The sequence below is a fragment of the Streptomyces sp. RK9 genome (genome assembly GCF_045070545.1).
Taxonomy (GTDB): domain Bacteria; phylum Actinomycetota; class Actinomycetes; order Streptomycetales; family Streptomycetaceae; genus Streptomyces; species Streptomyces alboflavus.
Genome location: NZ_CP173703.1, coordinates 1,761,634 through 1,786,885, shown reverse-complemented (window position 1 = coordinate 1,786,885; position 25,252 = coordinate 1,761,634). Strand labels below are relative to the sequence as shown.

Sequence of the window (25,252 nt, the reverse complement as noted above, 5' to 3'; positions counted from 1 at the left end):
GACCCGAGGAGGCCGTACGCCGTGAGCGACCAGAGGAGCGTCAAGCAGTGACCGCGATCCTGCGCATCCTGGCCCGCCGCATCGCCCTGCTCGTGCCGCTCCTGCTCGGCATCGTGCTCTTCGTGTTCCTCGTGATGCGGTTCTCCGACATCGACCCGGCGTCGGCGTTCTACCAGGGCGCGAACCCCACCCAGGAGCAGCTGCACCAGTTCCGCGAGGACAACGGCCTGCTCGATCCGCTGCCGGTGCGCTACGTCGACTTCGTGGGCGACCTCATCGGCGGCGACATGGGCATCAGCGTCCTGACCCGGTCCCCCGTCATCGACCAGATCACCACCGCGCTGCCGCTGACGATGCAGCTGACCTTCCTCGGCCTCGGCGTCGCGGTGCTGCTCTCGCTGCCGCTCGGCGTGCTCGCCGCGATCTACCGCGACCGGCTCCCCGACCAGATCATCCGCGTCGTCTCCCTGACCGGCGTCGCGGCGCCCGGCTTCTGGCTGGCCCTCCTGATGATCCAGTACCTGGCGGTCGACCTGGGCTGGTTCCCGACCGGCGGCTACGTCAACCCGGCCGACTCCTTCACCGGCTGGCTGAAGACGATGACGCTGCCCGCCCTCGCCCTGTCCCTGCCGGTGGCCGCGCAGATGACCCGCATCGTGCGCACCGCCGTCGTGGAGGAGCTGGACAAGGACTACGTCCGCACGGCCGTCGGCAGCGGCCTGCCGCCGGTCGTGGTGGTCGGCCGCAACGTGCTGCGCAACGCCCTCATCAACCCGCTGACCGTGCTCGGCCTGCGCGTCGGCTATCTGCTCGGCGGCGCGGTCGTCATCGAGACGATCTTCTCGCTGCCCGGCATGGGCAAGCTCATGATCGACGCGGTGAAGAACGGTGACCCGGCCGTCGTGCAGGGCGTCGTCATCACCACGGCCGTCGGCTTCGTCGTGGTGAACCTGGTGATCGACATCCTCTATCTGCTGGTGAACCCGCGCCTGAGGGGAACCTCCTGATGCTCCAGTCGCGCAAGAAACTCACCGAGCGCCTTGCCGTGCCCGGCATCCGGCTGCGGGCCCTGGCGAAGCTGCCGGTCCTCTCCCGCATCTCCCTCGGCGTCGTCTCCCTCGTCGTCCTCGTCGCCCTGTTCGCCCCGCTCATCGCCCCGCACGACCCCCTCGACCAGCAGACCCTCGTCGACGGCACCGGCCGCCCCTCCGCCGACCACTGGATGGGCCAGGACAGCCTGGGCCGGGACATCCTCAGCCGGCTGATGTACGGGGCGCGCTGGTCGCTGGCCATCGGCCTGGGCGCGACGACGCTCGCGCTGATCGTCGGCGCGGTCATCGGCGCCGTCGCGGCGACCTCCCGCAAGGCCGTCGACGAGACCCTGATGCGCTGCCTCGACGTCGTCATGGCGTTCCCCGGCATCGCGCTCGCGGCGGTCCTCGTCGCCGTCTTCGGCGGCGGCATCACCGTCCTGATCTGCGCCATCGCGTTCCTGTTCACCCCGCCCATCGCCCGTGTCGTACGCGCCAACGTGCTCGACCAGTACGGCGAGGACTACGTGGTCGCCGAACGCGTCATCGGCGCCCGCACCCCGCACATCGTCATCAAGCACGTCGCCATCAACTGCGCCGCCCCGGTCCTGGTGTTCTGCACCGTCCAGGTCGCCGAGGCGATCGTGTTCGAGGCGTCCCTGTCGTTCATCGGCGCCGGTGTGCGGCCCCCGGACCCGTCCTGGGGCAGCGTCATCGCCGACGGCAAGAACATGGTCCTCATCGGCGGCTGGTGGGCGACGGTCTTCCCCGGCCTGCTCATGCTCCTGACCGTGCTCTCCCTGAACGTGCTCTCCGAGGGTGTCTCCGACGCCTGGGCCGCGCCGTCCGGGCGTGACGTCACCGGCGCCGGGCGCAGGGACGACCCGGTCGAGGCGCCCGAGCCGGGCAGCGGCGAGGTCCTGGAGCTGCCGGGCCTGACCGAGGCGGCGGCGCGGCTGCGCTCACGGGCGAGGCCCTTGCCCGAGGGCGCGCCCGTGCTCAGCGTGCGGGACCTCGCCATCGGCTTCGAGGAGCGCCACTCCGGCGTCGACATCGTCGACGGCATCAGCTTCGAGGTCAGGCCCGGCGAAGTCCTCGGCCTCGTCGGCGAGTCCGGCTGCGGCAAGTCCCTGACCGCGCTCACCGTCATGGGTCTGGAACCCAAGGGCGCCCGGGTGCGCGGGCACGTCACCTTCGCCGGGCAGGAGCTGATCGGCCTGCCCATGCGGGCCCGGCGGCGGCTGCTCGGCCACGACATGGCGATGATCTACCAGGACGCCCTGTCGTCCCTGAATCCGGCGATGACGGTACGCGCCCAGCTCAAGCAGGTCGTCCGGCGCGGCGGCCACCGCTCCCCCGCCGAACTCCTCTCCCTCGTCGGCCTCGACCCCGAGCGCACCCTGCGCAGCTATCCGCACGAGCTGTCCGGCGGCCAGCGCCAGCGCGTCCTCATCGCCATGGCCCTGTCCCGCGACCCCAAGCTGATCGTCGCCGACGAGCCCACCACCGCGCTCGACGTGACCGTGCAGGCCCAGGTCATCCAACTCCTGCTGCGGCTGCGGGCCGAGCTGGGCTTCGCGCTCATCCTCGTCTCGCACGACCTGGCACTCGTCGCCGACGTCACCGACCGGGTCGCGGTCATGTACGGCGGGCAGATCGTCGAGACCGGCGTGACCGCCGACCTCGTCGAGGCCCCCACCCACCACTACACGCGCGGCCTGCTCGGCTCCGTGCTCTCCCTAGAGTCCGCCGCCGAACGCCTCACCCAGATCAAGGGCGTCGTCCCGTCCCCGGCCGACTTCCCCGCGGGCTGCCGCTTCGCCGACCGGTGCCCGCTCGCCGACGCCCTGTGCCACACCACCGCCCCCGAACTCCTCGGCGAGAGCCGGCACCGGACGGCCTGTCACCATCCCGCACCCGTCGTCGAGAGCGCGGAGCCGCGGCTCCCAGGAAGCGAGGCGGCCCATGACCGTGGCTGAGGCTGTTCCCCCCGGCGACCTGCCCGGCGACCTGCCCGACGACGACCCGGCCGCCCTGGTCACGCTGCGCGACGCGCACGTCGTCCACAAGGCCCGCACCGGCGGCCTGTTCTCCCGCGACCGGGTGTACGCCCTCACCGGCGCCGACCTCACCATCGCCCCCGGCGAGACCGTCGGCGTCGTCGGCGAGTCCGGCTGCGGCAAGTCGACGCTCGCGAAGGTCCTCCTCGGCATCCAGCGGCCGACGTCCGGGCGCGTGTCGTTCCGCGGCCGGGACCTGTGGGAGATGGGGGCCGCCGAGCGCCGCACCACGATCGGCACCGGCACCGCCATGATCTTCCAGGACCCCTCGACGGCCCTCAACCGCCGCCTGCCGATCCGGCAGATCCTGCGCGACCCCCTCGACGTGCACCGCCGCGGCACCCCCGCCGAGCGCGCCGACCGGGTGCGTGAGCTGATGAGCCTCGTCGGCCTGCCCCCCGTCCTCGCCGACGCCCTGCCCGGGCAGCTCTCCGGCGGCCAGCGCCAGCGCGTCGCCATCGCCCGCGCGCTCGCCCTCGAACCCGAGCTCGTCGTCGCCGACGAGCCGACCAGCGCCCTCGACGTCTCCGTACGCGCCCAGATCCTCAATCTGCTCCTGGACCTGAAGGAACGCCTCGGCCTCTCCCTGGTGTTCGTCTCCCACGACATCCAGACCGTCCGCAGGATGAGCGACCGCGTCATCACCATGTACCTCGGCCGGATCGTCGAGGAGTCACCGGCCGCCGAGATCCTCGACGACGCCCGGCATCCGTACACCCGGGCGCTGTTCTCGGCCACACCCGGACTGCTCGACCCGATCGACCCGATTCCGCTCGTCGGCCCGGTACCGTCGGCCACGCGGCCGCCCAGCGGGTGCCCCTTCCGCACCCGGTGCTGGAAGGCCGACGAGGTGTGCGCGACGGCCATGCCGGACGTCGCTCACGCCGGTGCCGAGCATCGGTACCGGTGCCACCACCCCGTACTGGCGGGCGAGTCCACGCGGGACCTCGTCAGCCAGTCGTCCGCAGCGACAGCCGCCGCCACGGCCACGTCCAAGGAGACTTCGTGACCCTGCCGAACCTGCCCTCCCCGTTGACCGGTGTCGTCCCTCCCGTCTGCACCCCCCTGACGCCGGACAACGAGGTGGACGTGGCCTCGCTGGAACGCCTCGTCGACCATCTTCTCGACGGCGGCGTCGACGGCCTCTTCGTGCTCGGCTCGTCCTCCGAGGCCGCGTATCTGCCGGACGGGCACCGCAGGACCGTCGTGGACCGGGTCGTCCGGTACGTCGGCGGGCAGGTTCCCGTCCTCGCCGGGGCCATCGACATGACCGCCCTGCGCGTCCTCGACCACGTGCGGACCGTCGCCGACGCCGGGGCCGACGGGGTCGTCGTCACCGCGCCCTTCTACACCCGCACCCATCCCGCCGAGGTCGCCCGCCACTTCCGGCTCGTCGCCGACCGCGGGGCGCTGCCCGTCTTCGCCTACGACCTGCCCGTCTCCGTCCACACCAAGCTCGACGCCGACCTCGTGCTCGAACTCGCCGCGGAGGGGGTGCTCGCCGGGCTCAAGGACTCCAGCGGCGACGACGGCGGTCTCCGGCGGGTCGTCCTCGGCGCCCGTGCCCGCGCCCTTCCCTCCTTCGCCGTCCTCACCGGATCCGAGCTCACCGTCGACTCCGCGCTCGCCATGGGTGCCGGCGGGGTCGTCCCCGGTCTCGGGAACGTCGATCCGCACGGGTACGTGCGTCTCTACCGCTATGCCCTCGCGGGGGACTGGGAGCGGGCTCGGGCCGAGCAGGAACGGTTGTGCGCGCTGTATCGCATGGTGGGGGTCGGGGATCCCCTGCGCATGGGGGCCAGCTCCTCCGGGCTCGGGGCGTTCAAGGCGGCGCTGCACCTCCGCGGCGTCATCGACTGCCCCCTCACGGCGGCGCCGCAGGTGCCGCTGTCCGACGCGGAGACGGAACAGGTGGGCAAGCACCTGGCCGCCGCCGGTCTCCTGTAGGCCACCGCGCCCCCGAATCGGCGCTCCGCGCCTCGTCCTCAAACGCCGGACGGGCTCTCTCCCACCCACCCGCCCGAACTCGCACCGTCCTGCCCACCAGCCCGGCACCCCCAGCCCCGCCGGGGGCACCCCCGGTATCGGCGCTCCGCGCCTCGTCCTCAAGCGCCGGACGGGCTCTCTCCCACCCGCCCGCCCCCGCCAGTGCTTCGGCTGGGCAGGAGACCGGCACCCTCAGCCCCGAAACGGGCTCACGCCGCAGCGCCTCCCCGGCCCACCCCGCAGCACCTTTCCGGCCCACCCCGGGGATATTTCAGCCCGTCCGGCGATTGAGGACGAGGCGCGGAGCGCCGATTCGAGGGAGGACTGTCCCACCCGCCACGGGACGACCGCCCACGGGGTCCAGGGGCGCAGCCCCGGGATCGGAGAAGGGGCGGGACTGGGGAGCCCCCGGCAGGGCTACGCCGTCACGCGGCGCCAAGCGATCCGTTCGTACGTCCCGGCCACGCCGGTCTCGTACAGGACGCCGACCATCCCGGGCCCCACCTGCACCAGGTCCGAGTAACCGGCCCGGTCCTGGGACAGGGTGACGGCCTTCACGAAGGACCGCCCCCCGTCCCGGCTCCGCCAGAGCGCCATCGCCTGCCGGGCGGTGGGCACGGACGGCCCGGAGAAGAGCAACGGCTCGCCCCACCCCCGGAGCTGGAGGAGCCCACCCTGCACGACGGGCACGTCGTCGAGGGAGGGCTGAACGGCGTAGGGCCGGTCGAGGCTGCGCCCCCCGTCGCTGGAGTAGCTGTCGAGCCGGTTGCCCACGGCCACCCCGTGCTGATCCCGCGAGCTGAGGTACAACCGCCCGTCGGGCAGCTGCGCGACGGCGGACTCGTTGGAGTTGTGCTCGCCGTCGTAGGTGTCGTCGACGAACCCGATGCGCCAGCTGAGCCCGTGGTCGTCGCTGTAGAGGGCGTGCCCGCCGTAGTACTTGGGCTCCTGCCCGGTGTCGGCGGAGCCGGTCGCGGGCGCGGCGGAGTGGTTGGCGGGCACGACGAGCCGCCCGGCGTACGGCCCGCGGGTGAGCGCGACGGCGTGCCCGGGCCCGGTGGCGTACCACCGCCAGTCGGGCCGCTTCACGGCGGCGGTGATCTCGCGCGGCGAGGAGAACGTACGGCCGTCGTCCGCGCTGCTCTGCACGAAGGCCCGCCGGCTCTGCGCGGCCGTGACCTCGCCGCGCATGATCTGGCCCTCGGTGACGGCACCGCTGTTGTAGGAGGTGAGGAGTACGACGCGCCCGGTCACGGGGTCGACGACGGGCGCGGGGTTGCCGCGGGTGTCGCCCCGCCCCGCGGCGACGACGGCGAGGGGCCCCCAGGTGCAGCCGCCGTCGGTGGAGCGCCGCAGGACGACGTCGATGTTGCCGGTGTCGGAGGCGCTGGCGCGCCGCCCTTCGGCGAAGGCGAGCAGGGTGCCGCGGTCGGTGCGGACGACGGCGGGGATGCGGAAGGTGTCGTAGCCGCTGGTGTCGGCGGTGTACGGCACGGAGGTGGCGCAGCCGGGAAGGAGGGGGGCGGGGGCGGCGCCGGGGTGCGTGAAGGCGGTGAGCGCGAGGGTGGCGGAGAGGGCGAGGGCGACGGCGGTGAGGCGGCGGCTCCGGAGGCCCCGGAAGCCTGTGCGTCCCGCTCCGCTCCCCTCGGACCGACTGCTCCGGACGGGTGGACGTCGTCTCTGGATCACGCGGCTCGTACGGCTCATACGGCTCCTCACGACGGGACGTGGGACGTAGGACGTCGCGCGTGAAGCTAATGCGCCCCGGGCGGTACGACAATACCCCTGTGTGGCGACGGAGTTGACGCTGTGTTGACGCAGGAGAGTGACGGGGGTGGCGCGGGGCGGGTGTCCCCGGCCCGGGGAAGGGCGTGCGGCCGCAGGGGTCGCGGGCCCTGGGCGGGACGTCGGGCGCGGCATCGGGCCCGGAACGACGGGCCTGAGCCGAGGCGCGCGCCGGGGCGGCCCTGGGACAGCACGCCGCGCCCCCGCCCCCTCAGCCCGCCGCCCCCGGCGTGACAAGACCCGACTCGTACCCCACGATCACCAGCTGCGCCCGGTCCCGCGCCCCTAGCTTCCCCATGATCCGGCTGACGTGGGTCTTCGCGGTCAGCGGGCTGAGCCCGAGCGCCTCCGCCACCTCGGTGTTGTTCAGGCCGCGTGCGACCAGCGTCAGGACCTGCCGTTCGCGGTCGGAGAGCGCGCCGAGCGCGGCGGGCGCGGGCGCTTCGGCGTGCGGCGGCCCCGGCTGGCGGAGCACCCGGGCGATGAGGCGTCCGGTGGGGCCCGGGGACAGGAGCGACTCGCCCGCGGAGACCGTACGGATGGCGTCGAGCAGTTCGGCCGGCTTGGTGTCCTTGACCAGGAAGCCGGACGCCCCGGCGCGCAGCGCCTCCACCACGTGCTCGTCGGTGTCGTACGTGGTGAGCATCAGGACCTTCACGCCCGCGAGGTCCTCGTCGGCGGCGATCAGGCGGGTGGCCTCGATGCCGTCGAGGTCGGGCATGCGGACGTCCATGACGACGAGGTCGGCCCGCTCGGCCCGGGCCAGGTCGACGGCCTCGCGCCCGGACCCGGCCTGCGCCACGACCTCCATGTCCCGCGCGGACTCCACGAGCATGGCGAAGGCCGCCCGCACCAGCGCCTGGTCGTCGGCAAGCAGCACACGGATCACTCGGCTCATCTCTCCTCGCCCAACGGCAGCACCGCCACCACCTCGAACCCCCGGCCCGCGCCCGTCCGCGGCCCGGCCTCCAGCGTCCCGCCCACGCTCCGGGCCCGCTCCCGCATCCCGATGAGCCCGAACCCGGGCCCGTCCACGGGTCCGGTCCCGCTGCGCCCCGCAGCCCTGGGCCCGTCCGCAGGTCCGGCCCCGCCCCGGCCGGCAGCCCCGGACCCGCCCTGCCCCGGGTCGGCCTCCCCGTCCCGCGGCACGACACCCCACGTCGCGGGCGGCGGCCCCCCGTTCGCGCTCCCCCGCGCGCCCCGAGCCGAGGCCGCGTCCCCGCCCGCCCCCTCACCAGCGACCGAAGCAGCAGAACCAGGCGAGGCCGGAGAGGCCGGAGAAGCAGGGGAAGCCGGAGAAGCGGCAGCAGCAGCCCCCGTGGTCGAGGCGGTCGAACCCCCCGCCCGACCGGCCGCGCCCGCAGCAGCCCCGGAGCCCCCCGGCGCGCCCCGCCCCCCGGCGGCCCGGGCGGACCCGGCGCTCACCGCGTCCACGACCCCACCCGCACCCCCACCCCCGTCATCCCGCACCGTCACCCTCAGCCCCCCGCCCTCCTCGCGTATCCCCACCGCCACGCTCGGCCCGGGGCCGCCGTGGCGGACCGCGTTCGTCAGGGCCTCCTGGACGATGCGGTACGCCGCCGCGCCCACCGCCGGCGGCACCGGGGGGCCGGGGAGGCTGACCGCGAGGTCGACCTTCGCGCCCGCCGTGCGGGCCGCGTCCGCCAGGTCGATGAGGCTGTCGAGGCCGGGCAGGGGGCCGCGGGACTCGTCGGGGGCGTCGGCGGGTCCCGGGCCCGCGGTGCGCAGGACCTCCAGGGTGGCGCGGAGTTCGCCGCGGGCGGTGCGGCAGGTCTCGGCGATGTCGTCGAGGGCGCTCGCGATGGCGGCGCGGTCGAGGCGGTCGGGGTCGGCGGCGAGGACGTGCGCGGCGACCGAGGTCTGCACGCCGACCAGGGTGATGCTGTGCGCGAGCAGGTCGTGCAGGTCGCGGGCGACCCGAAGGCGCTCCTCGGCGACGCGCCGCCGCGCCTCCTCCTCGCGGGTGCGTTCGGCGCGTTCGGCGCGCTCGACGACGGAGGCGACGTACTGCCGGTGGACACGGACGTACGTACCGAAGATCAGCACGGCGACGATCCAGCCCGCGATCCGCACGACCTCCGTGGCCGGGTCCCTGCCGATGCCCGAGTTGACGACGAACATGATGGCGATGATGTGCACGCCGGTCAGGAGCGCGCGGCGGGGGCGCCCGGAGACGGCGACGGAGTAGAGGGCGACCATGCCGACGTGGGTCGCGGCGGCGTGCGTGTAGTCGAGGGCGTGGTAGGGCCCGACCAGCGCCATGGTGGCGAGCATCGCCGTCATCGGCCTGCTGCGGCGCCAGGTCAGGGGGACGTGGGCGCCCACGAGGAGCGCCCAGCCGAGTGCGTCCGGCGCCTTGCCGTCCTTGATCAGGTGGGCGAGCACGACGGCGAGGGCGGCGAGCGCCCCGGCGAGGAGGGCGTCCTCCCGCAGGGCGCGCCGGGTGCCCGGCACGGCTCCGGCGAACGGCCACCACGGGCGCGACGGTGACGGCGGGTACGGCACGTCGTCGGCTCCCCCTTCCGGTGCGCGGGTCGCGGGTGCGGCCATGCGTGGCCCTCATCTTCCTGTACGGCGGCGCCCCACCGGCAAGGGAGGGGCGCCGCGGATGGTGGATCAGGGCACGCGGGCCAGTTCCGGAGTGCTGGCCTCCGGCTCTGGCGGGCGTGCCTTGGAGAGCGGTCCGGGCCACCACACCTTCCGGCCGAGCGCGAGGCTCGCGGACGTCACCAGGTACGTCCGCACCAGGAAGGTGTCCAGGAGGACGCCGACCGCGATGACGAAGCCCAGTTCGACGAGCTGGACCAGCGGCATGTTGGTGAGGACGGCGAACGTCGCGGCGAGGACCAGGCCCGCGGAGGCGATCACGCCGCCCGTGGTGCGCAGTGCGGTGAGCGCGGCCGGTCCGGTCTCCGCCCCGGCCAGGCACTCCTCCCGCATGCGGTGCATGAGGAAGATGCCGTAGTCGACGCCGAGTGCGACGAGGAAGCAGAAGGACAGCAGGCCGAGGCCCGGGTCGGTGCCCTCGAAGCCGAAGACGGGGCCGAAGACGAGTCCCGCGATGCCGAGCGAGGCGCCCCACACGGCGACGACCGCGAGGAGGAGCAGGAGCGGGGCGATCAGGGCCCGCAGCAGGACGACGAGGATCAGCAGGACCGCGGCGAGGACGATCGGCACGACCACCCACATGTCACGCCGGTTGGTGTCCTTCAGGTCGATCTGTTCGGCGCTCGGCCCGCCGACGTGGGCGCCTGTCGGGTCCAGTTCGTCGCGGAGCCTCTCGATGGTCGCGGTCTCCGCCGCCGTCTGCGGCGGGGCCTTGGCGACGACGGAGATCTCCGTCCACTGCTTCGAGCTCCGGCCGCGCTCGACGCTGTCGACGCCCGGCACGCTCCGCGCGTCGGCGAGCACGCGGTCGGCGCGGTCGGTGGGCGCGATGACGCTGATGGGCTGGGTGCCGCGTTCGGGGTAGGCGGCGGCGAGGGTCTCCATCGCGGCGATGGAGTCGGGCTTGCTGGTGAAGGTGTCCTCCTGCTTGAGGTTGCCGGGCAGGGCGAACGCGCCGAGGGCCAGGGCTCCGAGCAGGACACCGCCGGACACGAGGACGGTGAGGGGGCGGCGCCCCGCGGACGAACCCATCGACTGGAACAGGGACTTCCGCTTCTTCGGCTCGCTGCCGAACGTGGGCACCAGCGGCCAGAACACCCGCCGCCCGAAGAGCACGAGCAGCGCGGGAAGCAGCGTCAGCATGGCGACGAGCGCGCACAGGACACCGACGGCGCCCAGCGGCCCCATGCCCCGGCTGCTGTTGAGGTCGGCGGCGAGCAGGCAGAGCAGGCCCGCGGCGACCGTGCCGGAGGAGGCGATGACGGCGGGCCCGCAGCCGCGCAGGGCGGCGCGCATGGCGTCGTACGGCCGCTCGATCCGGCGCAGTTCCTCGCGATAGCGGGAGACGATCAGCAGGGCGTAGTCGGTGCCCGCGCCGAAGACGAGGATCGTCATGATGCCCGAGCTCTGGCCGCTGACCGAGGTGTCGAAGGCCTGGTTGAGGCCGTAGGCGACGCCCATGGAGAGGTAGTTGGCGACTCCGGCGACGGCGAGCGGCACCAGCCACAGGAGCGGGCTGCGGTAGATCAGGATGAGCAGGATCGCGACGACGCCGACGGTGGTGTAGAGCAGCGGGCCGTCCAGGGAGCTGTAGACCTCGCTGGCGTCGGTGGCGAGCGCGCCGGACCCGCCGACGTCGACCTTCAGACCGTCCGCGTCGCTTGGCGCCTTGACCACGTCCCGCACATCGTTGACGAAGGCGTCCCGCTTCTCCTCGTCCGTGCCGGGAGCGGTGCTCGCGACCGGGTACATGAGTGTCGTGCCGTCCTTCGACGCCACCCCCGTGGGCGTCGCGACCAGCTTGAACTCACGCGCCACGGCGGCTACTTGGTCGGCCGCCGTCTCCCGGTCGGCCGCACTCAGGCCGCTGTCGCGGTGGTAGACGAGCACCAGCTCGGTGCTCTCACCGCCGGGCAGCTGCTCCTGGACCTCGGCGACCTGAGTGGAGTCGGCGCTCGCGGGCAGATAGTCCACGGCCCGGTCGCGCTGGACGTCGCCGAGCTTCCCCGCGAACGGACCGGCGAGCGCGAGCACGGCGACCCACAGGCCGAGCAGCACCCATGGCACGGCGCGTGGCCGTCGGCGCTTCGTCGTTGATGCGGCCCCCATCGGTGGGCCTCCCTCCATGGCGATGTCTGTGGCTTACGCCTTCCAGACTTCCGCCGTGAGGGGGTCGATTCATCGCGCCCGAGGGCGAGTTGGCGGTTACGCCCCGGGGTGGCGCCGGGCCTTCGTTACTCCCTGGGGAGTACGTCAGCGGGGCGTCCGCGTCGCCGCCACGAGGAGGCGGGCCACGTCGTCGGGGTCGATGGTCAGCGCGCAGCCCGCGGTGGCGAGGACATCGCGTTCGGCGGGCGTGTACGGCCCGTCGGCGAGCGCGATCCGCGCGCCCTGCAGGAGCAGCGCCTCGCGGCCCGCGGGGGCGAGGTGCGGGGCCAGCGGGCCGAGCGCCTCGTGGAGTTCGATGGCGAGGCCGGGCACGCAGTCGGGGTCGCCGATGCGGCCGGTGTCGGCGGCGAGCGCCTCGACGAGGGCGGCGAGGCGCTCCTCGGTGCAGTCGTCGAAGCCGGCACCGCGCAGGGTGGCGACGGCCGCGTCGAGGGCGGTGCGGGAGGTGCTGCCGCCGCTGGTGAGGACGGCGAGGACGACGGTGTGCACGGCGTCGCGGAGCATCGCGGAGAGCCGGACGGTCGTGGGGTGGTCGAGGGCGTCGACGCCGAAGTGGTCCTGGCAGGCGGCGCATTCGACGACGGGCCCGGCGTCGCCGCGAGACAGCAGCGGCACGCCGAGGAACACGAACCGGCGGCGTCCTGTGCGGCGCTGGTAGTTGCGGTCACCACCGCAGCCGGGGCAGAAGAACTCGCCGTCGCAGATCGTGGTCCAGGCGGTCCGGGTGCCGATCAGGCGGGGGCCGCGGCCGCGGTGCAGGAGGCGCGCGAAGGTCCCGGGCGCACGGGCGCCCGGGTCGCCAAGTGGTGTGGTTCTGCCGAAGATGCGGGATTCCCGGCCTTTTCGTCCCCGATCTGGCAGCACCACGCACCTCCATGACGCCGCGGCAGCCCTGCCGCGTTGGCGTGATGTTAGCCACATCCATGATGCCGCGTCAGTACCCCGTACGGGAGATGGCCGGTTGCTGGCCCGGACCAGCCGCCGGACACGCGGCGGCCCCGCCCGCCACGAGGGCGGACGGAGCCGAGAAAGCACCGGTCGAACGGGAGTCCGGCGGGATCAGCGGGCCGCGCGGTTGACGGCGGAGACGACCGCCTTCATGGAGGCACGTGTCGTATTCGCGTCGATCCCCACGCCCCACAGGACGCGGTCGCCGATGGCGCACTCGATGTAGGACGCGGCCTGCGCGGAGGCGCCCTCGCTCATCGTGTGCTCCTGGTAGTCGAGCAGGCGCAGGTCGATGCCGACGATGGACTGCAGGGCGTTGAAGAACGCGGAGATCGGGCCGTTGCCGGAGCCGGTCAGGGTGATGTCGGCGCCGTCGACGGTGGCCTCGACGGTGAGGGTGTCGGTGCCGTCGACGTCCGTGATCGTCTGGCCGTTCTTGACCTGGATGCGGCCCCAGGGCTTGTCGGGGTTCGGCAGGTACTCGTCCTGGAAGACGCTCCAGATCGCGTCCGGCGTGACCTCGCCGCCCTCGCTGTCGGTCTTCGTCTGGATGATCTTCGAGAACTCGATCTGCATGCGCCGCGGCAGGTCCAGCTTGTGGTCGTTCTTCAGGACGTACGCGACGCCGCCCTTGCCGGACTGGGAGTTCACGCGGATGACGGCCTCGTAGGAGCGGCCGACGTCCTTGGGGTCGATGGGCAGGTACGGCACGGCCCACTCGATGTCGTCGACGGTCTTGCCCACGGCGGTGGCCCGGGCCTCCATCGAGTCGAAGCCCTTCTTGATGGCGTCCTGATGGGAGCCGGAGAAGGCGGTGTAGACCAGGTCGCCCGCGTAGGGGTGGCGCGGGTGGACCTCCATGCGCGTGCAGTACTCGTACACGCGGCGGACCTCGTCGATGTCGGAGAAGTCGATCTGCGGGTCCACGCCCTGGCTGAACAGGTTCATGCCCAGCGCGACCAGGTCGACGTTGCCGGTGCGCTCGCCCTGGCCGAACAGGCAGCCCTCGACGCGGTCGCCGCCCGCCATCACGGCGAGTTCGGCGGCGGCGATGGCGGTGCCGCGGTCGTTGTGGGGGTGGATGGACAGGCAGACGTCACGGCGACGGGACAGATTCCGGGACATCCACTCGAAGCGGTCCGCGTGCGTGGAGGGCGTCGAACGCTCCACGGTGGCGGGCAGGTTGAGGATGATCTCGCGGTCGGCGTCGGGCTGCCAGACGTCCATGACGCCCTCGCAGACCTCCAGGGCGAAGTCCAGCTCGGTGTCGGTGAAGATCTCGGGGCTGTACTGGTAGCCGAACACGGTGTCCGGGTCGAGGATCTTCTCGGCGTACTCCATGACCAGGCGGGTGCCGTCGACGGCGATCTGCTTGACCTGGTCGCGGGAGCCGCGGAAGACGACCTCGCGCCAGACCGGCGCGGTGGCGTTGTACAGGTGGACGGTGGCGCGCTTGGCGCCCTTCAGGGACTCCACGGTGCGCTCGATCAGCTCTTCGCGCGCCTGCGTGAGCACGGAGATCGTCACGTCGTCGGGGATGGCGTCCGGGTCCTCGACGATGGAGCGCACGAAGTCGAAGTCGGTCTGTCCTGAGGACGGGAAGCCGACCTCGATCTCCTTGTAGCCCATGCGGACAAGCAGGTCGAACATGGCGCGCTTGCGGGTGGGCGACATCGGGTCGATGAGTGCCTGGTTGCCGTCGCGCAGGTCGGTGGACAGCCACCGGGGCGCGACGGTGATGCGCTGGTCGGGCCAGGTCCGGTCGGGGATGTCCACCTGCTCGTACTTGCCGTACTTGTGGATCGGCATGGAGCTGGGGCGTTGGAAGTTCGGCATGGTGTGCGGGGCTCCTCGGGAGGTCCGGAAGGACGGCCGACGGTCTAGCACAGCACCGAACTCCGCGGGGAGGGGGTCGGCCTCTGCTACAGGCCCTCGCCGCGGCAGCTAAGGAGAAGCAGCCCGAAACGCATGATGCGGGGCAGCCTAGCCGAGGTCCGCAGGATGCGCGGGCGCGTATCAGTATGCGGGACCGCAGGGACGTAACGGACAAAACGTGCCGTATATCACCTGGAGGGGACGGCGTAGGTCCGTATACGTCTATTTCACCAATCATGGTGGCAGCTAGTGACAGCGGCATGACCCAGTGCCACATTGCCGCACATGACCGCCAACCCAACGGGCTTCGAGCCTGTTTTCTGCACCATCGTGCCACCCGTAGTCCTGGACCAGCTCGCCCAGTCCTCGGACCCCGCGCTCGCCAAGGCCGCCCGCCGCACCCTCCAGCGCGACGCCTACGAACGCACCCAGCGGCGTCTGACCACGGTCATCGGCGCCCCCTCCGTCGCCGCGCCCAAGGGCGCCGAGGAGGGCAAGCCGCACCGCACCATCCACGACGCCAAGCACCGCACGGACCTGCCGGGACGCAAGGTGCGCGGCGAGGGCGACAAGCCCGGCAAGGACGCCACCGTCAACCGCGCCTACGCCGGCCTCGGCGCCACCTTCGAGGTGTTCTTCAAGCACTTCGAGCGCGACTCGATCGACGGCGGCGGCCTGCCCCTGAACGCGACCGTGCACTACGGCGAGGACTACGGGAACGCGTTCTGGAACGGCGAGCAGATGGTGTTCGGCGACGGTGACCGCGAGATCTTCCTCGACTTCACCATCCCCGTCGACGTCATCGGCCACGAGCTGACCCACGGCGTCGTGCAGTACACGGCGAACCTCACCTACTTCGGCCAGCCCGGCGCCCTCAACGAGTCCATGGCGGACGTCTTCGGCTCGCTGATCAAGCAGTACACGCTCGGCCAGACCGCCGACCAGGCCGACTGGCTGATCGGCGCGGGCCTGCTCGCCGAACGCGTCACCGGCAAGGCCCTGCGCTCCATGAAGGAGCCCGGCACGGCGTACGACGACGACGTCCTCGGCAAGGACCCGCAGCCCGCCGACATGGACCACTACGTCCGCACGGGCCGCGACAACGGCGGCGTGCACATCAACTCCGGCATCCCCAACCGCGCCTTCTACCTCGTCGCCGAGGCGCTCGGCGGGCACGCCTGGGAGCGGGCCGGACAGATCTGGTACGCCGTCCTCACCGGCGGCGAGCTGGCCCAGGACGCCTCCTTCACGGACTTCGCGAAGCTGACGGTGGCGGCGGCCCGCGCCAAGTACGGCGACGGCGACGAGCTCAAGGCCGTCCTGGACGCCTGGGCGCAGGTCAAGGTGCCCACCACCTGACCCGGCCGGTGGCCGGCGGCCCGTCTGGCGGGCCGCCGGTGCCTGGAGTAGACAGGACCCATGCGTATCCAGGTGAAGCGCACCGGAGGTTTCGCGGGCATCGACCGGCACGCGGAGGTGGACACCACCGCGCGCCCCGACGCCCAGGAGTGGCACGCCCTGGCCGAGCGGGCCGAGGCCGACGGCAGGGGCACGCCCCCCGTCGGGGTGCCCGACGGGTTCAGTTACCAGATCACCATCGACGGGCGGACCGTGTACTGCTCGGACCCCCGGCTCACGGAGGACCAGCGGACGCTGATCACCCGGGTGCTCAAGGAGGGCTCGTAGCTCCGGCGGGCACGGGGAACCGCTTGCCGCACGGGCGTTGACTTCCCGACCGGCCGGTACGGATGATCGCGCGCATGGCGACGACGCGCGCACCGCTGCCCCGCTTCCCCCGCGACTTCCTGTGGGGGGTGTCCACATCGGCCCACCAGATCGAGGGCGCCGCCGACGAGCGCGGCCCCTCCGTGTGGGACGCCTTCACCGCCCGGCCCGGCACCGTCAAGGACGGCACGACGGCCGCCGTGGCCTGCGACCACGTCCGCCGCTACCGCGAGGACGTCGCCCTGATCCGCGACCTCGGCGTGGGCGCGTACCGCTTCTCCGTCTCCTGGCCCCGGGTGCTTCCGCACGGCACCGGCGAGGTCAGCGAGCGGGGCCTGGACTTCTACGACCGGCTCGTGGACGAGCTGTGCGCCGCGGGCGTACGTCCGGTGCCGACGCTCTTCCACTGGGACACGCCGCTGGCCGTGGCGGAGGCGGGCGGCTGGCTCGTCCGGGACACCGCGCACCGGTTCGCGGAGTACGCCGCCGTGGTGGCCGCCCGTATCGGGGACCGCGTACCGAAGTGGATCACCCTGAACGAGCCCGCCGAGCACACCCTCCTCGGCCACGCCCTCGGGCAGCACGCCCCCGGCAAGCAGCTCCTCTTCGACGCCCTGCCCGCGGCCCACCACCAGCTCCTCGGGCACGGGCTCGCGGTGCGGGCGCTGCGGGCCGCCGGGGCCGGTGACATCGGCGTCGCGAACTCCCACGGGCCGACCTGGGCCGCCTCCGACGCCGCCGCGGACCGCGAGGCCGCCGACCTCTACGACGTGCTCCTGAACCGGCTGTTCTCCGACCCGCTGATCGTCGGGCGCTACCCGGAGGTGATCGCCGAGCTGCTCGGCGCCGAAGTCCCCGACCTCGACGCCGACTTGTCGATCATCGCCGAGCCGATCGACTGGTACGGCATCAACTTCTACCAGCCCACGAAGGTGGGCGCGCCCCTCGCCGAGGCCACCGCCACCGAGTTCGCCGGCCTCACCCTGCCCCCCGAACTCCCCTTCTCCCCCAGGCCGATCTCCGGCTACCCGACCACGGCCTTCGGCTGGCCCGTCGTCCCCGAAGCCCTCACCGAGCTCCTCCTCGCCCTCCGCGACCGCTACGCCGACGCGCTCCCGCCGCTCCTCATCACCGAGAACGGCTGCTCCTACGACGGCCTCGACGACCAGCAGCGCATCAGTTACCTCGACGGTCATCTGCGCGCCCTGCACCGCGCCCTGGAGGCCGGGGTCGACGTGCGCGGCTACTTCGTCTGGTCCCTCCTCGACAACTTCGAGTGGGCGGAAGGTTTCGCGCAGCGGTTCGGGCTCGTCCACGTGGACTACGCCACGCAGCGGCGCACGCCCAAGGCGTCGTACGAGTGGCTGCGGGAGGAGCTGCTCGCGCAGAACGCCCCAGTCCCGCCCCTTCCCGAAACTGGGGGCTCCGCCCCCAGACCCCCGCTCCTCAAACGCCGGAGGGGCTGATTTCAGCCCCGGTTTCGGTGAAGGGGCGGGGCTGGGGCGCCCCGCGAAGGCTAGAAGCCCAGCTTGCGGAGCTGGCGGGGGTCGCGCTGCCAGTCCTTGGCGACCTTGACGTGCAGGTCGAGGTAGACCGGCGTACCGAGCAGCGCCTCGATCTGCTTGCGGGACTTGATCCCGACGTCCTTGAGCCGCTTCCCCTTGGGACCGATGATGATCCCCTTCTGGCTGGGCCGCTCGATGTACACGAAGGCGTGGATGTCGAGGAGCGGCTTGTCGGCGGGCCGGTCCTCCCGGGGCAGCATCTCCTCGACGACCACGGCGATGGAGTGCGGCAGCTCGTCCCGCACCCCTTCGAGCGCCGCCTCCCGGATCAGCTCGGCCACCATGACCTGCTCGGGCTCGTCGGTGAGATCACCCTCGGGGTAGAGGGCGGGCCCCTCCGGCAGGAGGGGGACGAGGAGGTCCGCGAGCAGGTCGACCTGCTTCTCGCCGACCGCGGAGACGGGCACGATCTCGGCCCACTCGAAGCCGAGCTCCTTGCCGAGCTGGTCGATGGCGATGAGCTGCTCGGCGAGGGCCTTGCTGTCGACGAGGTCGGTCTTCGTGACGATGGCGATCTTCGGCGTCTTCTTGATCGACGCCAGCTCCTTGGCGATGAACCGGTCACCGGGCCCGAGCTTCTCGTTCGCGGGCAGGCAGAAGCCGATGACGTCGACCTCGGCCCAGGTGGCGCGGACCACGTCGTTGAGCCGCTCGCCGAGCAGGGTGCGCGGCTTGTGCAGGCCGGGGGTGTCGACCAGGATCAGCTGGGCCTCGGGGCGGTGCACGATGCCGCGCACGGTGTGCCGCGTCGTCTGCGGCCGGTTCGAGGTGATCGCCACCTTCTTGCCGACCAGAGCGTTCGTAAGGGTGGACTTGCCCGCGTTGGGGCGACCGACGAAGCAGGCGAAACCGGCGCGGTGGGCGGCCTGCTCGGACGGCTCGGGTGACTGGGTACGCACGCTCATGGCGCCCATTGTCCCTGATCTTTTCGGGCGGGGGCGCCTCGGGCGGTTCCCCGCCGTATGGGGCTGCGCCCCTCTCCCCCACCTTTCGGCGCTCCGCGCCTCGCCCTCAAACGCCGGGCGGGCTTTTCCCCCTCCGTCCACCCGGCCGGCCATTTCAGCCCGTCCGGCGCTTGAGGACGAGGCGCGGAGCGCCGATCAGGGGGTCCAGGGGGCGCAGCCCCCGGTTTCGGTGAAGGGGCGGGGCTGGGGCGCCCCGCGAGGGCTCAGCCCGCCACTGCCGTCTGCCGGACCACCCCGTCCGCCCCCGCCAGGAACACCGGCGTCCCGGCCCCGCCGAGGTCCCGTACCGCCGCCAGATCCTCCGCGGCCAGAGCGCCCTCGCCGGAGACGACCGCGGCTGCCTCCAGGGACTCCGCCCCGGACGCCACGGCCATGGCGACGGCCGTGCGCAGAGCGGACAGCTGGAGGGAGGCGAGGGACACCGTCCCGGCGACGTACGTACGCCCCGTCTCGTCCCGCACCGCGGCCCCCTCCGGCACCCCGTTGCGGGCACGGGCCGAACGGGCGAGGGTGACGATCTTCTGGTCCTCGGGGCCGAGGTCGGTGCGCTCAGTCATGGCACGAGCATAAGGAGCCGCAGCGGCGGCTCAGCCGGCCACCCGGTACATGGCCCCGCGCCGCGCCTCCGGGGACGCGAGCCAGGCGAGCTTCTCCGCGGTGTCGGCCATCGGCAGCGGCGTGTGCAGCACGATCGTGAGGTCGGGTCGCGCGGGCACCTTCAGGGCGGTGGACTCCACGTGCAGGATGCCGACGAGCGGATGGTCGAGCTCCTTGTGGACCTGGCCCGCGGGCCGGATGTCCTGGCGCTCCCACATCGCGGTGAACTCCTCGCCCGAGGCGTGCAGCCGCGCGAGCAGCTCCTGGAAGCCCTCGTCCTCGGGATGCTCGGAGCAGGCCGCGCGGAACTGCGCGACGAGCGTCACCGCGTTCTGCTCCCAACTCACGCTCCGCGAGCGGTACATGGGGTCGGTGAAGAAGTCGAGGATGCAGTTCTGGGTGGTCCCGGGGCGCATGCTGAGGACCGTCGCGGCGGCGTCGTTGTAGAGGACGCAGTTGTAGTAGCGGTCCATGATGTGCGCCGGGTAGGGCATCCAGGTGTCGATGAGCCGCCGCAGGCCCTCGCACATGTCCGCGGCGCCCTCCTCGGCCCGCGGCACGGGCGGGTTGAGGCCCGCGAGCACGTACAGGTGGCGGCGTTCGGTGCCGGACAGCTTCAGGACGCGGGCCACGGCGTCCAGGACCTGCGGGGACACCGAGATGTCGCGGCCCTGCTCCAGCCACTGGTACCAGGAGGCGCCGACGCCCGCGAGCACGGCGACCTCCTCGCGCCGAAGGCCCGGCGTGCGGCGGCGTCCGCCACCTTCGGGGAGGCCCGCCTCCGCCGGGGTCACCCGAGCCCGCCGGCTCATCAGGAAGTCCCGCAACGCGACCCGGCGACGCGCCCCCGCGCCCTCGGTCCGCTCCTCGGCCTGGCTGACCACCGCTCCCCCTGTCATCCGTACGCGGCTGCGCCTGGTGTTGGCACCACCAGCATAAGTTCCCGCTCCCCACGGCTATTCCGGCCGACGGACGCTGTTGACCATGGCGACAGACACTTCCGCTCCCTCCCTGGCAGACGCTTCCGCTCTCTCCCCGACCGCCGCAGTCACCTCGGCCACCATCGAGGCCCCGAGCACCGGCGCCCCGAAGGTCCCCGCCGCGCGGGCCGCCGCTCCCGCCGGGCCGCCGCCCCGGCTCTCCCGCCGCGACCGGCTCATCCTCTTCGTGCTGTGCGCCGCCCAGTTCATGGTCGCCCTCGACTTCTCCGTCCTGAACGTGGCCCTACCCGTCCTCGGCTCGGACCTCGGCATGAGCCATGCCGCTCTCCAGTGGGCCGTCACCGCCTTCGCGCTGCCGTCCGGCGGCTTCCTGCTGCTCTTCGGGCGCTTCGGCGACCTCTTCGGGCGGCGCAGGCTGTTCCTCGGCGGGCTCGCCCTGTTCGGCGCGGCCTCGCTGCTCGCCACGTTCGCGTGGGACCCGGCGTCGTTCCTCGCGGGCCGTGCGCTGCAGGGCGTGGGCGCGGCGGCGATCGTGCCGACCGGCATGTCGCTGCTCACCACGACGTTCCCGGAGGGCCCGCAGCGGGACCGCGCGCTCGGCATCTCCGGCACGCTGCTGTCCCTCGGCTTCACCGTCGGCATGGTCCTCGGCGGCGTCCTCACCGACACCCTCGGCTGGCGCTCCACGATGGGCCTGCTCACGCTGTTCGCCCTGATCGTGCTCCCGCTGGCCCCCGGTCTGCTCCCGGAGTCCCGGACCCCGGACCGGCCCCGCCTCGACATCCCCGGCGCCGTCACCGTCACCGGCGGGCTGCTCGCCCTCATCTACGCCCTGTCCACCGCCGCCGAGCGCGGCTTCGGCGGCACCGACGTCGTCGTCACGCTGATCGCGGGCGTGGGGCTGCTCGCCCTCTTCGGGTACGTCGAGTCGCGGGCCGCCGCGCCCCTGGTCTCGCTGCCGATGCTGCGGCGCCGCACCGTCGCCTGGGGCAACCTCGGCGGTCTCGTCACCTTCTCGATGATGTCGACGGTCGTCTTCGTCCTGACCCTCTACTTCCAGGACGTCCTCGACCTGTCCGCCTTCCAGACCGGCCTCGTCTTCGGCGTGCAGGGCGTCCTGTCGGTCGTCGCGGGCATGCTGGCGCCCAAGGTCATCGGGCGCTTCGGGCCGCGCCGCACGCTGGTCGGTTCGCTGCTCGGCCAGGGTCTGTTCGTGGCGGCGCTCATCGGGGTCGGCGAGCAGATGTGGTCCGTGTGGCTCGCGACCGCCGCGATCTCCGTGGCCAGCATGTTCCACCTGGGTGCGATCGTCTCGTACGGAGTGACGGTGACGTCGGGCGTGCCCGACACCGAGCAGGGGCTCGCCACCGGGCTCGTCACCTCCACCCAGCAGGTGGGCATCACCATCGGCATCCCGCTGCTCGGCGTCCTCGCCACGACCTCGTCGGACGTCCTCGCGGGCACCCGCACCGTCCTGACCCTCGACGCCCTGATCGTCCTGGCCACGGCGGCCCTGGTGGCCGTGGGCCTGCGCCGAGGCCGCGCCTGACCGCGCGCCCTGTGGGCGGCTACGCCCGGTCCAACCGGAGCCGCACCGCCCGGGGCAGCCCCGCCACCACCAGGTCGTACGAGTCCTCGACGAGTTCCCTGATCTGGCGGTCGGGGAGGTCCCCGGCCAGGGACACCGTGTTCCAGTGGCGCTTGTTCATGTGCCACCCCGGCACGATCTCGGGGTGCGCGGCCCGCAGCTGGAGGGCGATCTCCGGCTCGCACTTGAGGTTCACGGTCAGCGGCTCCGCGTCCAGCGAGGACAGCGCGAACATCTTCCCCGCGACCTTGAACACGGACGTCTCGGGCCGGAAGGGGAACTCCTCGACGACGTCGTTGAAGGACAGGCAGAACGCGCGGAGTTCGGCGGGGGTCATCGCGTGCCGCCTTCCCCGGAGCCGGTGCCCTTCGGGGCCACCGGCTCCACGAGGACCGTGATGATCTTGTTGCGCCGTCCTGCCGCCGCCTCGGCGGTGAGCTTCAGGGCCCGCCCGTCGGGGAGGTCCACGACGGCCGACGCCCCGGCGATCGGCACCCGCCCGAGGGCCTTGGCGAGCAGCCCGCCGACGGTCTCGACGTCCTCGTCGTCGTAGGCCTCCAGGCCGTACAGCTCGCCGAGGTCGCCGATGTCGAGGCGGGCGGTGACGCGGTAGCACTCGCCGTCCAGCTCCTCGACGGGCGGCAGTTCGCGGTCGTACTCGTCGGTGATCTCGCCGACGATCTCCTCCAGGATGTCCTCGATGGTGACGATCCCCGCGGTGCCGCCGTACTCGTCGATGACGACGGCGACGTGGTTGCGCTCCTGCTGCATCTCGCGCAGCAGGTCACCGGCGTTCTTCGTGTCGGGCACGAACGTCGCGGGCCGCATGGCGGTGGAGACGAGGTCGTTCTCCGCGTCGCGGTTGATGTGCGTCTTGCGGACGAGGTCCTTCAAGTACACGATCCCGACGACGTCGTCCTCGCTCTCGCCGGTCACCGGGATGCGGGAGAAGCCCGAGCGGAGCGCGAGCGTCAGCGCCTGGCGGACGGTCTTGTAGCGCTCGATGGAGATCAAGTCGGTGCGCGGCACCATGACTTCGCGCACCAGGGTGTCGCCGAGCTCGAAGACGGAGTGCACCATGCGGCGCTCGTCGTCCTCGATCAGCGACTCCTTCTCGGCGAGGTCGACCATGGCCCGCAGCTCCGCCTCGGAGGCGAACGGGCCGCGCCTGAAGCCCTTGCCGGGCGTGAGGGCGTTGCCGATGAGGATGAGCAGCGGCGGGATGGGGCCCATGACGCGGGCGAGCGGCAGCAGCACGTACGCCGCGGCCGTCGCCGTGTTCAGCGGGTGCTGGCGGCCGATGGTGCGCGGCGACACGCCGACGGCGACATAGCTGACGAGCACCATCACGCCGATGGCGATGGCGAGCGCCTCCCATGTGACGTCGACGGCCTGCAGACAGGCGTACGTGACGAGGGCGGCGGACGCCATCTCGCAGGTCACGCGCACCAGCAGGGCCACGTTCAGATAGCGGACGGGGTCGGCGGCGACCTGCGCGAGCTTCGCGCTGCCGCGCCGCCCGGACCGCACGGCCTCCTCGGCGCGGAAGCTGGAGACCCGGGCCAGGCCCGCCTCGGCACAGGCGGCGAGCCAGGCCACCACGACCAGGGCGACCGCGCCGGCGATCAGCTGGAAGGACATGGCGTCAGGAGACGGTGGGTGCGGGGGACGGGCCGGTCAGGCCCTGCTCCGCACGCCAGCCGTCGACGATGGCCGCCTGCAGGCCGAACATCTCGGCCTTCTCGTCGGGCTCCTCGTGGTCGTACCCGAGCAGGTGCAGCACCCCATGGACGGTCAGGAGCTGGAGCTCCTCGTTCATGGAGTGCTGCGTCGGCGCCTCCTGGCCCTGCTTGAGGGCGACCTCGGGGCAGAGCACGATGTCGCCGAGGAGGCCCTGCGGGGGCTCGTCGTCGTCCTTCATGGGCGGGCGCAGCTCGTCCATGGGGAAGGACATGACGTCCGTGGGCCCGGGCAGGTCCATCCACTGGATGTGCAGCTGCTCCATGGCGTCGGCGTCCACGACGATCACCGAGAGCTCGGAGAGCGGGTGGATGCGCATCCGCGCGAGGGCGTAGCGGGCGATGTCGAGGATCGCCTGCTCGTCGACCTCGGTTCCGGATTCGTTGTTGACGTCGATCGACATGGTGCTGGTTCTTCTACTTCCCTCTGGACCGGCCCTTGTGGGAGCCGCTCTCCGTGCCGTTCTCGCTGTCGTACTTCTCGTACGCGTCGACGATACGGCCGACGAGCTTGTGCCGTACGACATCGGAGGACGTGAGCCGTGAGAAGTGCACGTCGTCCACCCCGTCGAGGATGTCCTGGACCTGGCGCAGACCGGACTTCGTGCCGTTCGGCAGGTCGATCTGGGTCACGTCACCCGTGATCACGATCTTCGATTCGAAGCCGAGGCGGGTGAGGAACATCTTCATCTGCTCGGGGTTCGTGTTCTGCGCCTCGTCCAGGATGATGAACGCGTCGTTCAGCGTCCGGCCGCGCATGTACGCCAGCGGGGCGACCTCGATGGTGCCCGCGGCCATGAGGCGCGGGATCGAGTCCGGGTCCAGCATGTCGTGCAGCGCGTCGTACAGCGGGCGCAGATACGGGTCGATCTTCTCGTAGAGCGTGCCCGGCAGGAAGCCGAGGCGCTCGCCGGCCTCCACCGCGGGGCGGGTCAGGATGATCCTGCTGACCTGCTTGGACTGCAGGGCCTGGACCGCCTTGGCCATGGCCAGATAGGTCTTGCCGGTGCCCGCGGGGCCGATGCCGAACACGATCGTGTGCTTGTCGATCGCGTCGACGTACCGCTTCTGGTTGAGCGTCTTGGGGCGGATGGTGCGGCCGCGGGAGGAGAGGATGTTCTGCGTGAGGACCTCGGCCGGGGTCTCCTCGCCGTCCGCCTCGCCGCTGTCGTCCGCCCTCAGCATGGCGATCGAGCGTTCCACTGCGTCCTCCGTCATCGGCTGTCCGGTGCGGAGCACCAGCATCATCTCGTCGAACAGGCGCTGGATGAGGGCGACTTCGTGGGCGTCACCGACCGCGCTGATCTCGTTGCCCCGGACGTGGATGTCGGCCGCCGGGAAGGCCGTCTCGATCACTCGCAGCAGCGCGTCCCCGGAACCCAGGACCATCACCATCGGGTGCTTGGCCGGGACGGAGAAATGAGCCTTGCCGATGCCCTTGCCGACGCCCTTTCCGGGCGCCCGCTTCCGTGCCGTGTCCTGTTCCGCGTCCTGCGGCTGCGCAGGGGTCTGAGCTGTCGGTGTCTGCGTCATGGGCCGGCCGTCAAGGCCTGCACAACCCTCCTCGTCACGGGACTCGCCGCGAGGCGACGTCTGCACTGCCAAGCGTACGACGCGCCGCTGACAAGGCCTAAGGCGTTTTCCACGACG

At 72.3% G+C, this 25,252-nt stretch carries 21 protein-coding genes; 8 read left to right on the top strand and 13 right to left on the bottom strand.

From position 1 onward, the window contains the following. Window positions 1-47 precede the first annotated feature (47 nt). The 4 genes from AB6L24_RS06915 to AB6L24_RS06900 are packed head-to-tail and all read left to right on the top strand — an operon-like array spanning window position 48 to window position 5,038. Window positions 48-1,007, top strand: a complete 960-nt coding sequence (locus AB6L24_RS06915) for an ABC transporter permease (protein ID WP_030357687.1) — start codon at window positions 48-50, stop codon at window positions 1,005-1,007. Then, entirely contained in the window at window positions 1,007-3,010 is a 2,004-nt protein-coding gene (locus tag AB6L24_RS06910) for a dipeptide/oligopeptide/nickel ABC transporter permease/ATP-binding protein (protein WP_405653276.1), read from the top strand. Before AB6L24_RS06915 ends, AB6L24_RS06910 begins: the two co-directional genes overlap by 1 nt. Beyond that, window positions 2,997-4,100, top strand: a complete 1,104-nt coding sequence (locus AB6L24_RS06905) for an oligopeptide/dipeptide ABC transporter ATP-binding protein (RefSeq protein ID WP_405653274.1) — start codon at window positions 2,997-2,999, stop codon at window positions 4,098-4,100. Before AB6L24_RS06910 ends, AB6L24_RS06905 begins: the two co-directional genes overlap by 14 nt. Next, window positions 4,097-5,038 carry a dihydrodipicolinate synthase family protein gene (locus AB6L24_RS06900; protein WP_405653272.1) on the top strand — a complete coding sequence of 314 codons (942 nt, stop codon included), beginning with the start codon at window positions 4,097-4,099 and terminating at the stop codon, window positions 5,036-5,038. The genes AB6L24_RS06905 and AB6L24_RS06900 overlap by 4 nt, the downstream gene beginning before the upstream one ends. Window positions 5,039-5,494: 456 nt before the next feature. Here AB6L24_RS06900 and AB6L24_RS06895 read toward each other — a convergent pair whose 3' ends face one another. The 6 genes from AB6L24_RS06895 to leuA form a co-directional block, all read right to left on the bottom strand. Further along, window positions 5,495-6,784, bottom strand: coding sequence for an exo-alpha-sialidase (locus tag AB6L24_RS06895; RefSeq protein WP_405653270.1), 1,290 nt, complete (start codon window positions 6,782-6,784; stop codon window positions 5,495-5,497). A 289-nt stretch (window positions 6,785-7,073) separates the two neighbouring features. Then, window positions 7,074-7,760: a response regulator gene (locus AB6L24_RS06890; protein WP_405653268.1), complete on the bottom strand. Its 687-nt coding sequence runs from the start codon at window positions 7,758-7,760 to the stop codon at window positions 7,074-7,076. Continuing rightward, complete coding sequence (locus AB6L24_RS06885; protein WP_405653265.1) at window positions 7,757-9,433, bottom strand: histidine kinase; 1,677 nt, start codon at window positions 9,431-9,433, stop codon at window positions 7,757-7,759. Before AB6L24_RS06885 ends, AB6L24_RS06890 begins: the two co-directional genes overlap by 4 nt. 66 nt (window positions 9,434-9,499) lie before the next feature. After that, complete coding sequence (locus AB6L24_RS06880) at window positions 9,500-11,599, bottom strand: MMPL family transporter (protein ID WP_405653262.1); 2,100 nt, start codon at window positions 11,597-11,599, stop codon at window positions 9,500-9,502. 144 nt (window positions 11,600-11,743) lie between these two features. Beyond that, entirely contained in the window at window positions 11,744-12,523 is a 780-nt protein-coding gene (locus AB6L24_RS06875; protein WP_405653259.1) for a TerB family tellurite resistance protein, read from the bottom strand. A 195-nt stretch (window positions 12,524-12,718) separates the two neighbouring features. Then, window positions 12,719-14,443, bottom strand: coding sequence for a 2-isopropylmalate synthase (gene leuA / locus AB6L24_RS06870; RefSeq protein WP_405653256.1), 1,725 nt, complete (start codon window positions 14,441-14,443; stop codon window positions 12,719-12,721). A gap of 324 nt (window positions 14,444-14,767) precedes the next feature. Here leuA and AB6L24_RS06865 point away from each other — a divergent pair, with 324 nt between their 5' ends. The 3 genes from AB6L24_RS06865 to AB6L24_RS06855 all read left to right on the top strand — a co-directional run bounded on the left by AB6L24_RS06865 (window position 14,768) and on the right by AB6L24_RS06855 (window position 17,673). After that, window positions 14,768-15,841, top strand: a complete 1,074-nt coding sequence (locus tag AB6L24_RS06865; protein WP_405653254.1) for a M4 family metallopeptidase — start codon at window positions 14,768-14,770, stop codon at window positions 15,839-15,841. Window positions 15,842-15,901: 60 nt separating this feature from the next. After that, window positions 15,902-16,168, top strand: a complete 267-nt coding sequence (locus AB6L24_RS06860) for a protealysin inhibitor emfourin (RefSeq protein ID WP_405653251.1) — start codon at window positions 15,902-15,904, stop codon at window positions 16,166-16,168. A 62-nt stretch (window positions 16,169-16,230) separates the two neighbouring features. Further along, on the top strand, window positions 16,231-17,673 hold the full coding sequence (locus tag AB6L24_RS06855) for a GH1 family beta-glucosidase (protein ID WP_405653248.1): 1,443 nt from the start codon (window positions 16,231-16,233) through the stop codon (window positions 17,671-17,673). Between the two features lie 50 nt (window positions 17,674-17,723). Here the strand turns inward: AB6L24_RS06855 and era are convergent, their stop codons facing one another. The 3 genes from era to AB6L24_RS06840 all read right to left on the bottom strand — a co-directional run bounded on the left by era (window position 17,724) and on the right by AB6L24_RS06840 (window position 20,233). Continuing rightward, on the bottom strand, window positions 17,724-18,686 hold the full coding sequence (gene era / locus AB6L24_RS06850) for a GTPase Era (RefSeq protein ID WP_405653246.1): 963 nt from the start codon (window positions 18,684-18,686) through the stop codon (window positions 17,724-17,726). A gap of 254 nt (window positions 18,687-18,940) precedes the next feature. Next, window positions 18,941-19,294, bottom strand: coding sequence for a cytidine deaminase (locus AB6L24_RS06845; RefSeq protein WP_405653243.1), 354 nt, complete (start codon window positions 19,292-19,294; stop codon window positions 18,941-18,943). 30 nt (window positions 19,295-19,324) lie between these two features. Continuing rightward, on the bottom strand, window positions 19,325-20,233 hold the full coding sequence (locus AB6L24_RS06840) for a helix-turn-helix transcriptional regulator (protein ID WP_405653241.1): 909 nt from the start codon (window positions 20,231-20,233) through the stop codon (window positions 19,325-19,327). Between the two features lie 85 nt (window positions 20,234-20,318). On the opposite strand from AB6L24_RS06840, the gene AB6L24_RS06835 reads away from it, so the two are divergent. Then, window positions 20,319-21,824: an MFS transporter gene (locus tag AB6L24_RS06835; RefSeq protein ID WP_405653238.1), complete on the top strand. Its 1,506-nt coding sequence runs from the start codon at window positions 20,319-20,321 to the stop codon at window positions 21,822-21,824. Between the two features lie 19 nt (window positions 21,825-21,843). Here AB6L24_RS06835 and AB6L24_RS06830 read toward each other — a convergent pair whose 3' ends face one another. Genes AB6L24_RS06830 through AB6L24_RS06815 form a run of 4 tightly spaced genes read right to left on the bottom strand, consistent with a single transcriptional unit; the run spans window position 21,844 to window position 25,135 of the window. Then, window positions 21,844-22,200, bottom strand: coding sequence for an MmcQ/YjbR family DNA-binding protein (locus AB6L24_RS06830; protein ID WP_405653236.1), 357 nt, complete (start codon window positions 22,198-22,200; stop codon window positions 21,844-21,846). Then, window positions 22,197-23,504, bottom strand: coding sequence for a hemolysin family protein (locus AB6L24_RS06825; RefSeq protein ID WP_405653233.1), 1,308 nt, complete (start codon window positions 23,502-23,504; stop codon window positions 22,197-22,199). Before AB6L24_RS06825 ends, AB6L24_RS06830 begins: the two co-directional genes overlap by 4 nt. Window positions 23,505-23,508: 4 nt before the next feature. After that, on the bottom strand, window positions 23,509-24,006 hold the full coding sequence (gene ybeY / locus AB6L24_RS06820) for an rRNA maturation RNase YbeY (protein ID WP_030357706.1): 498 nt from the start codon (window positions 24,004-24,006) through the stop codon (window positions 23,509-23,511). 13 nt (window positions 24,007-24,019) lie between these two features. Further along, complete coding sequence (locus AB6L24_RS06815; RefSeq protein WP_405653230.1) at window positions 24,020-25,135, bottom strand: PhoH family protein; 1,116 nt, start codon at window positions 25,133-25,135, stop codon at window positions 24,020-24,022. Between the last annotated feature and the right edge of the window lie 117 nt (window positions 25,136-25,252).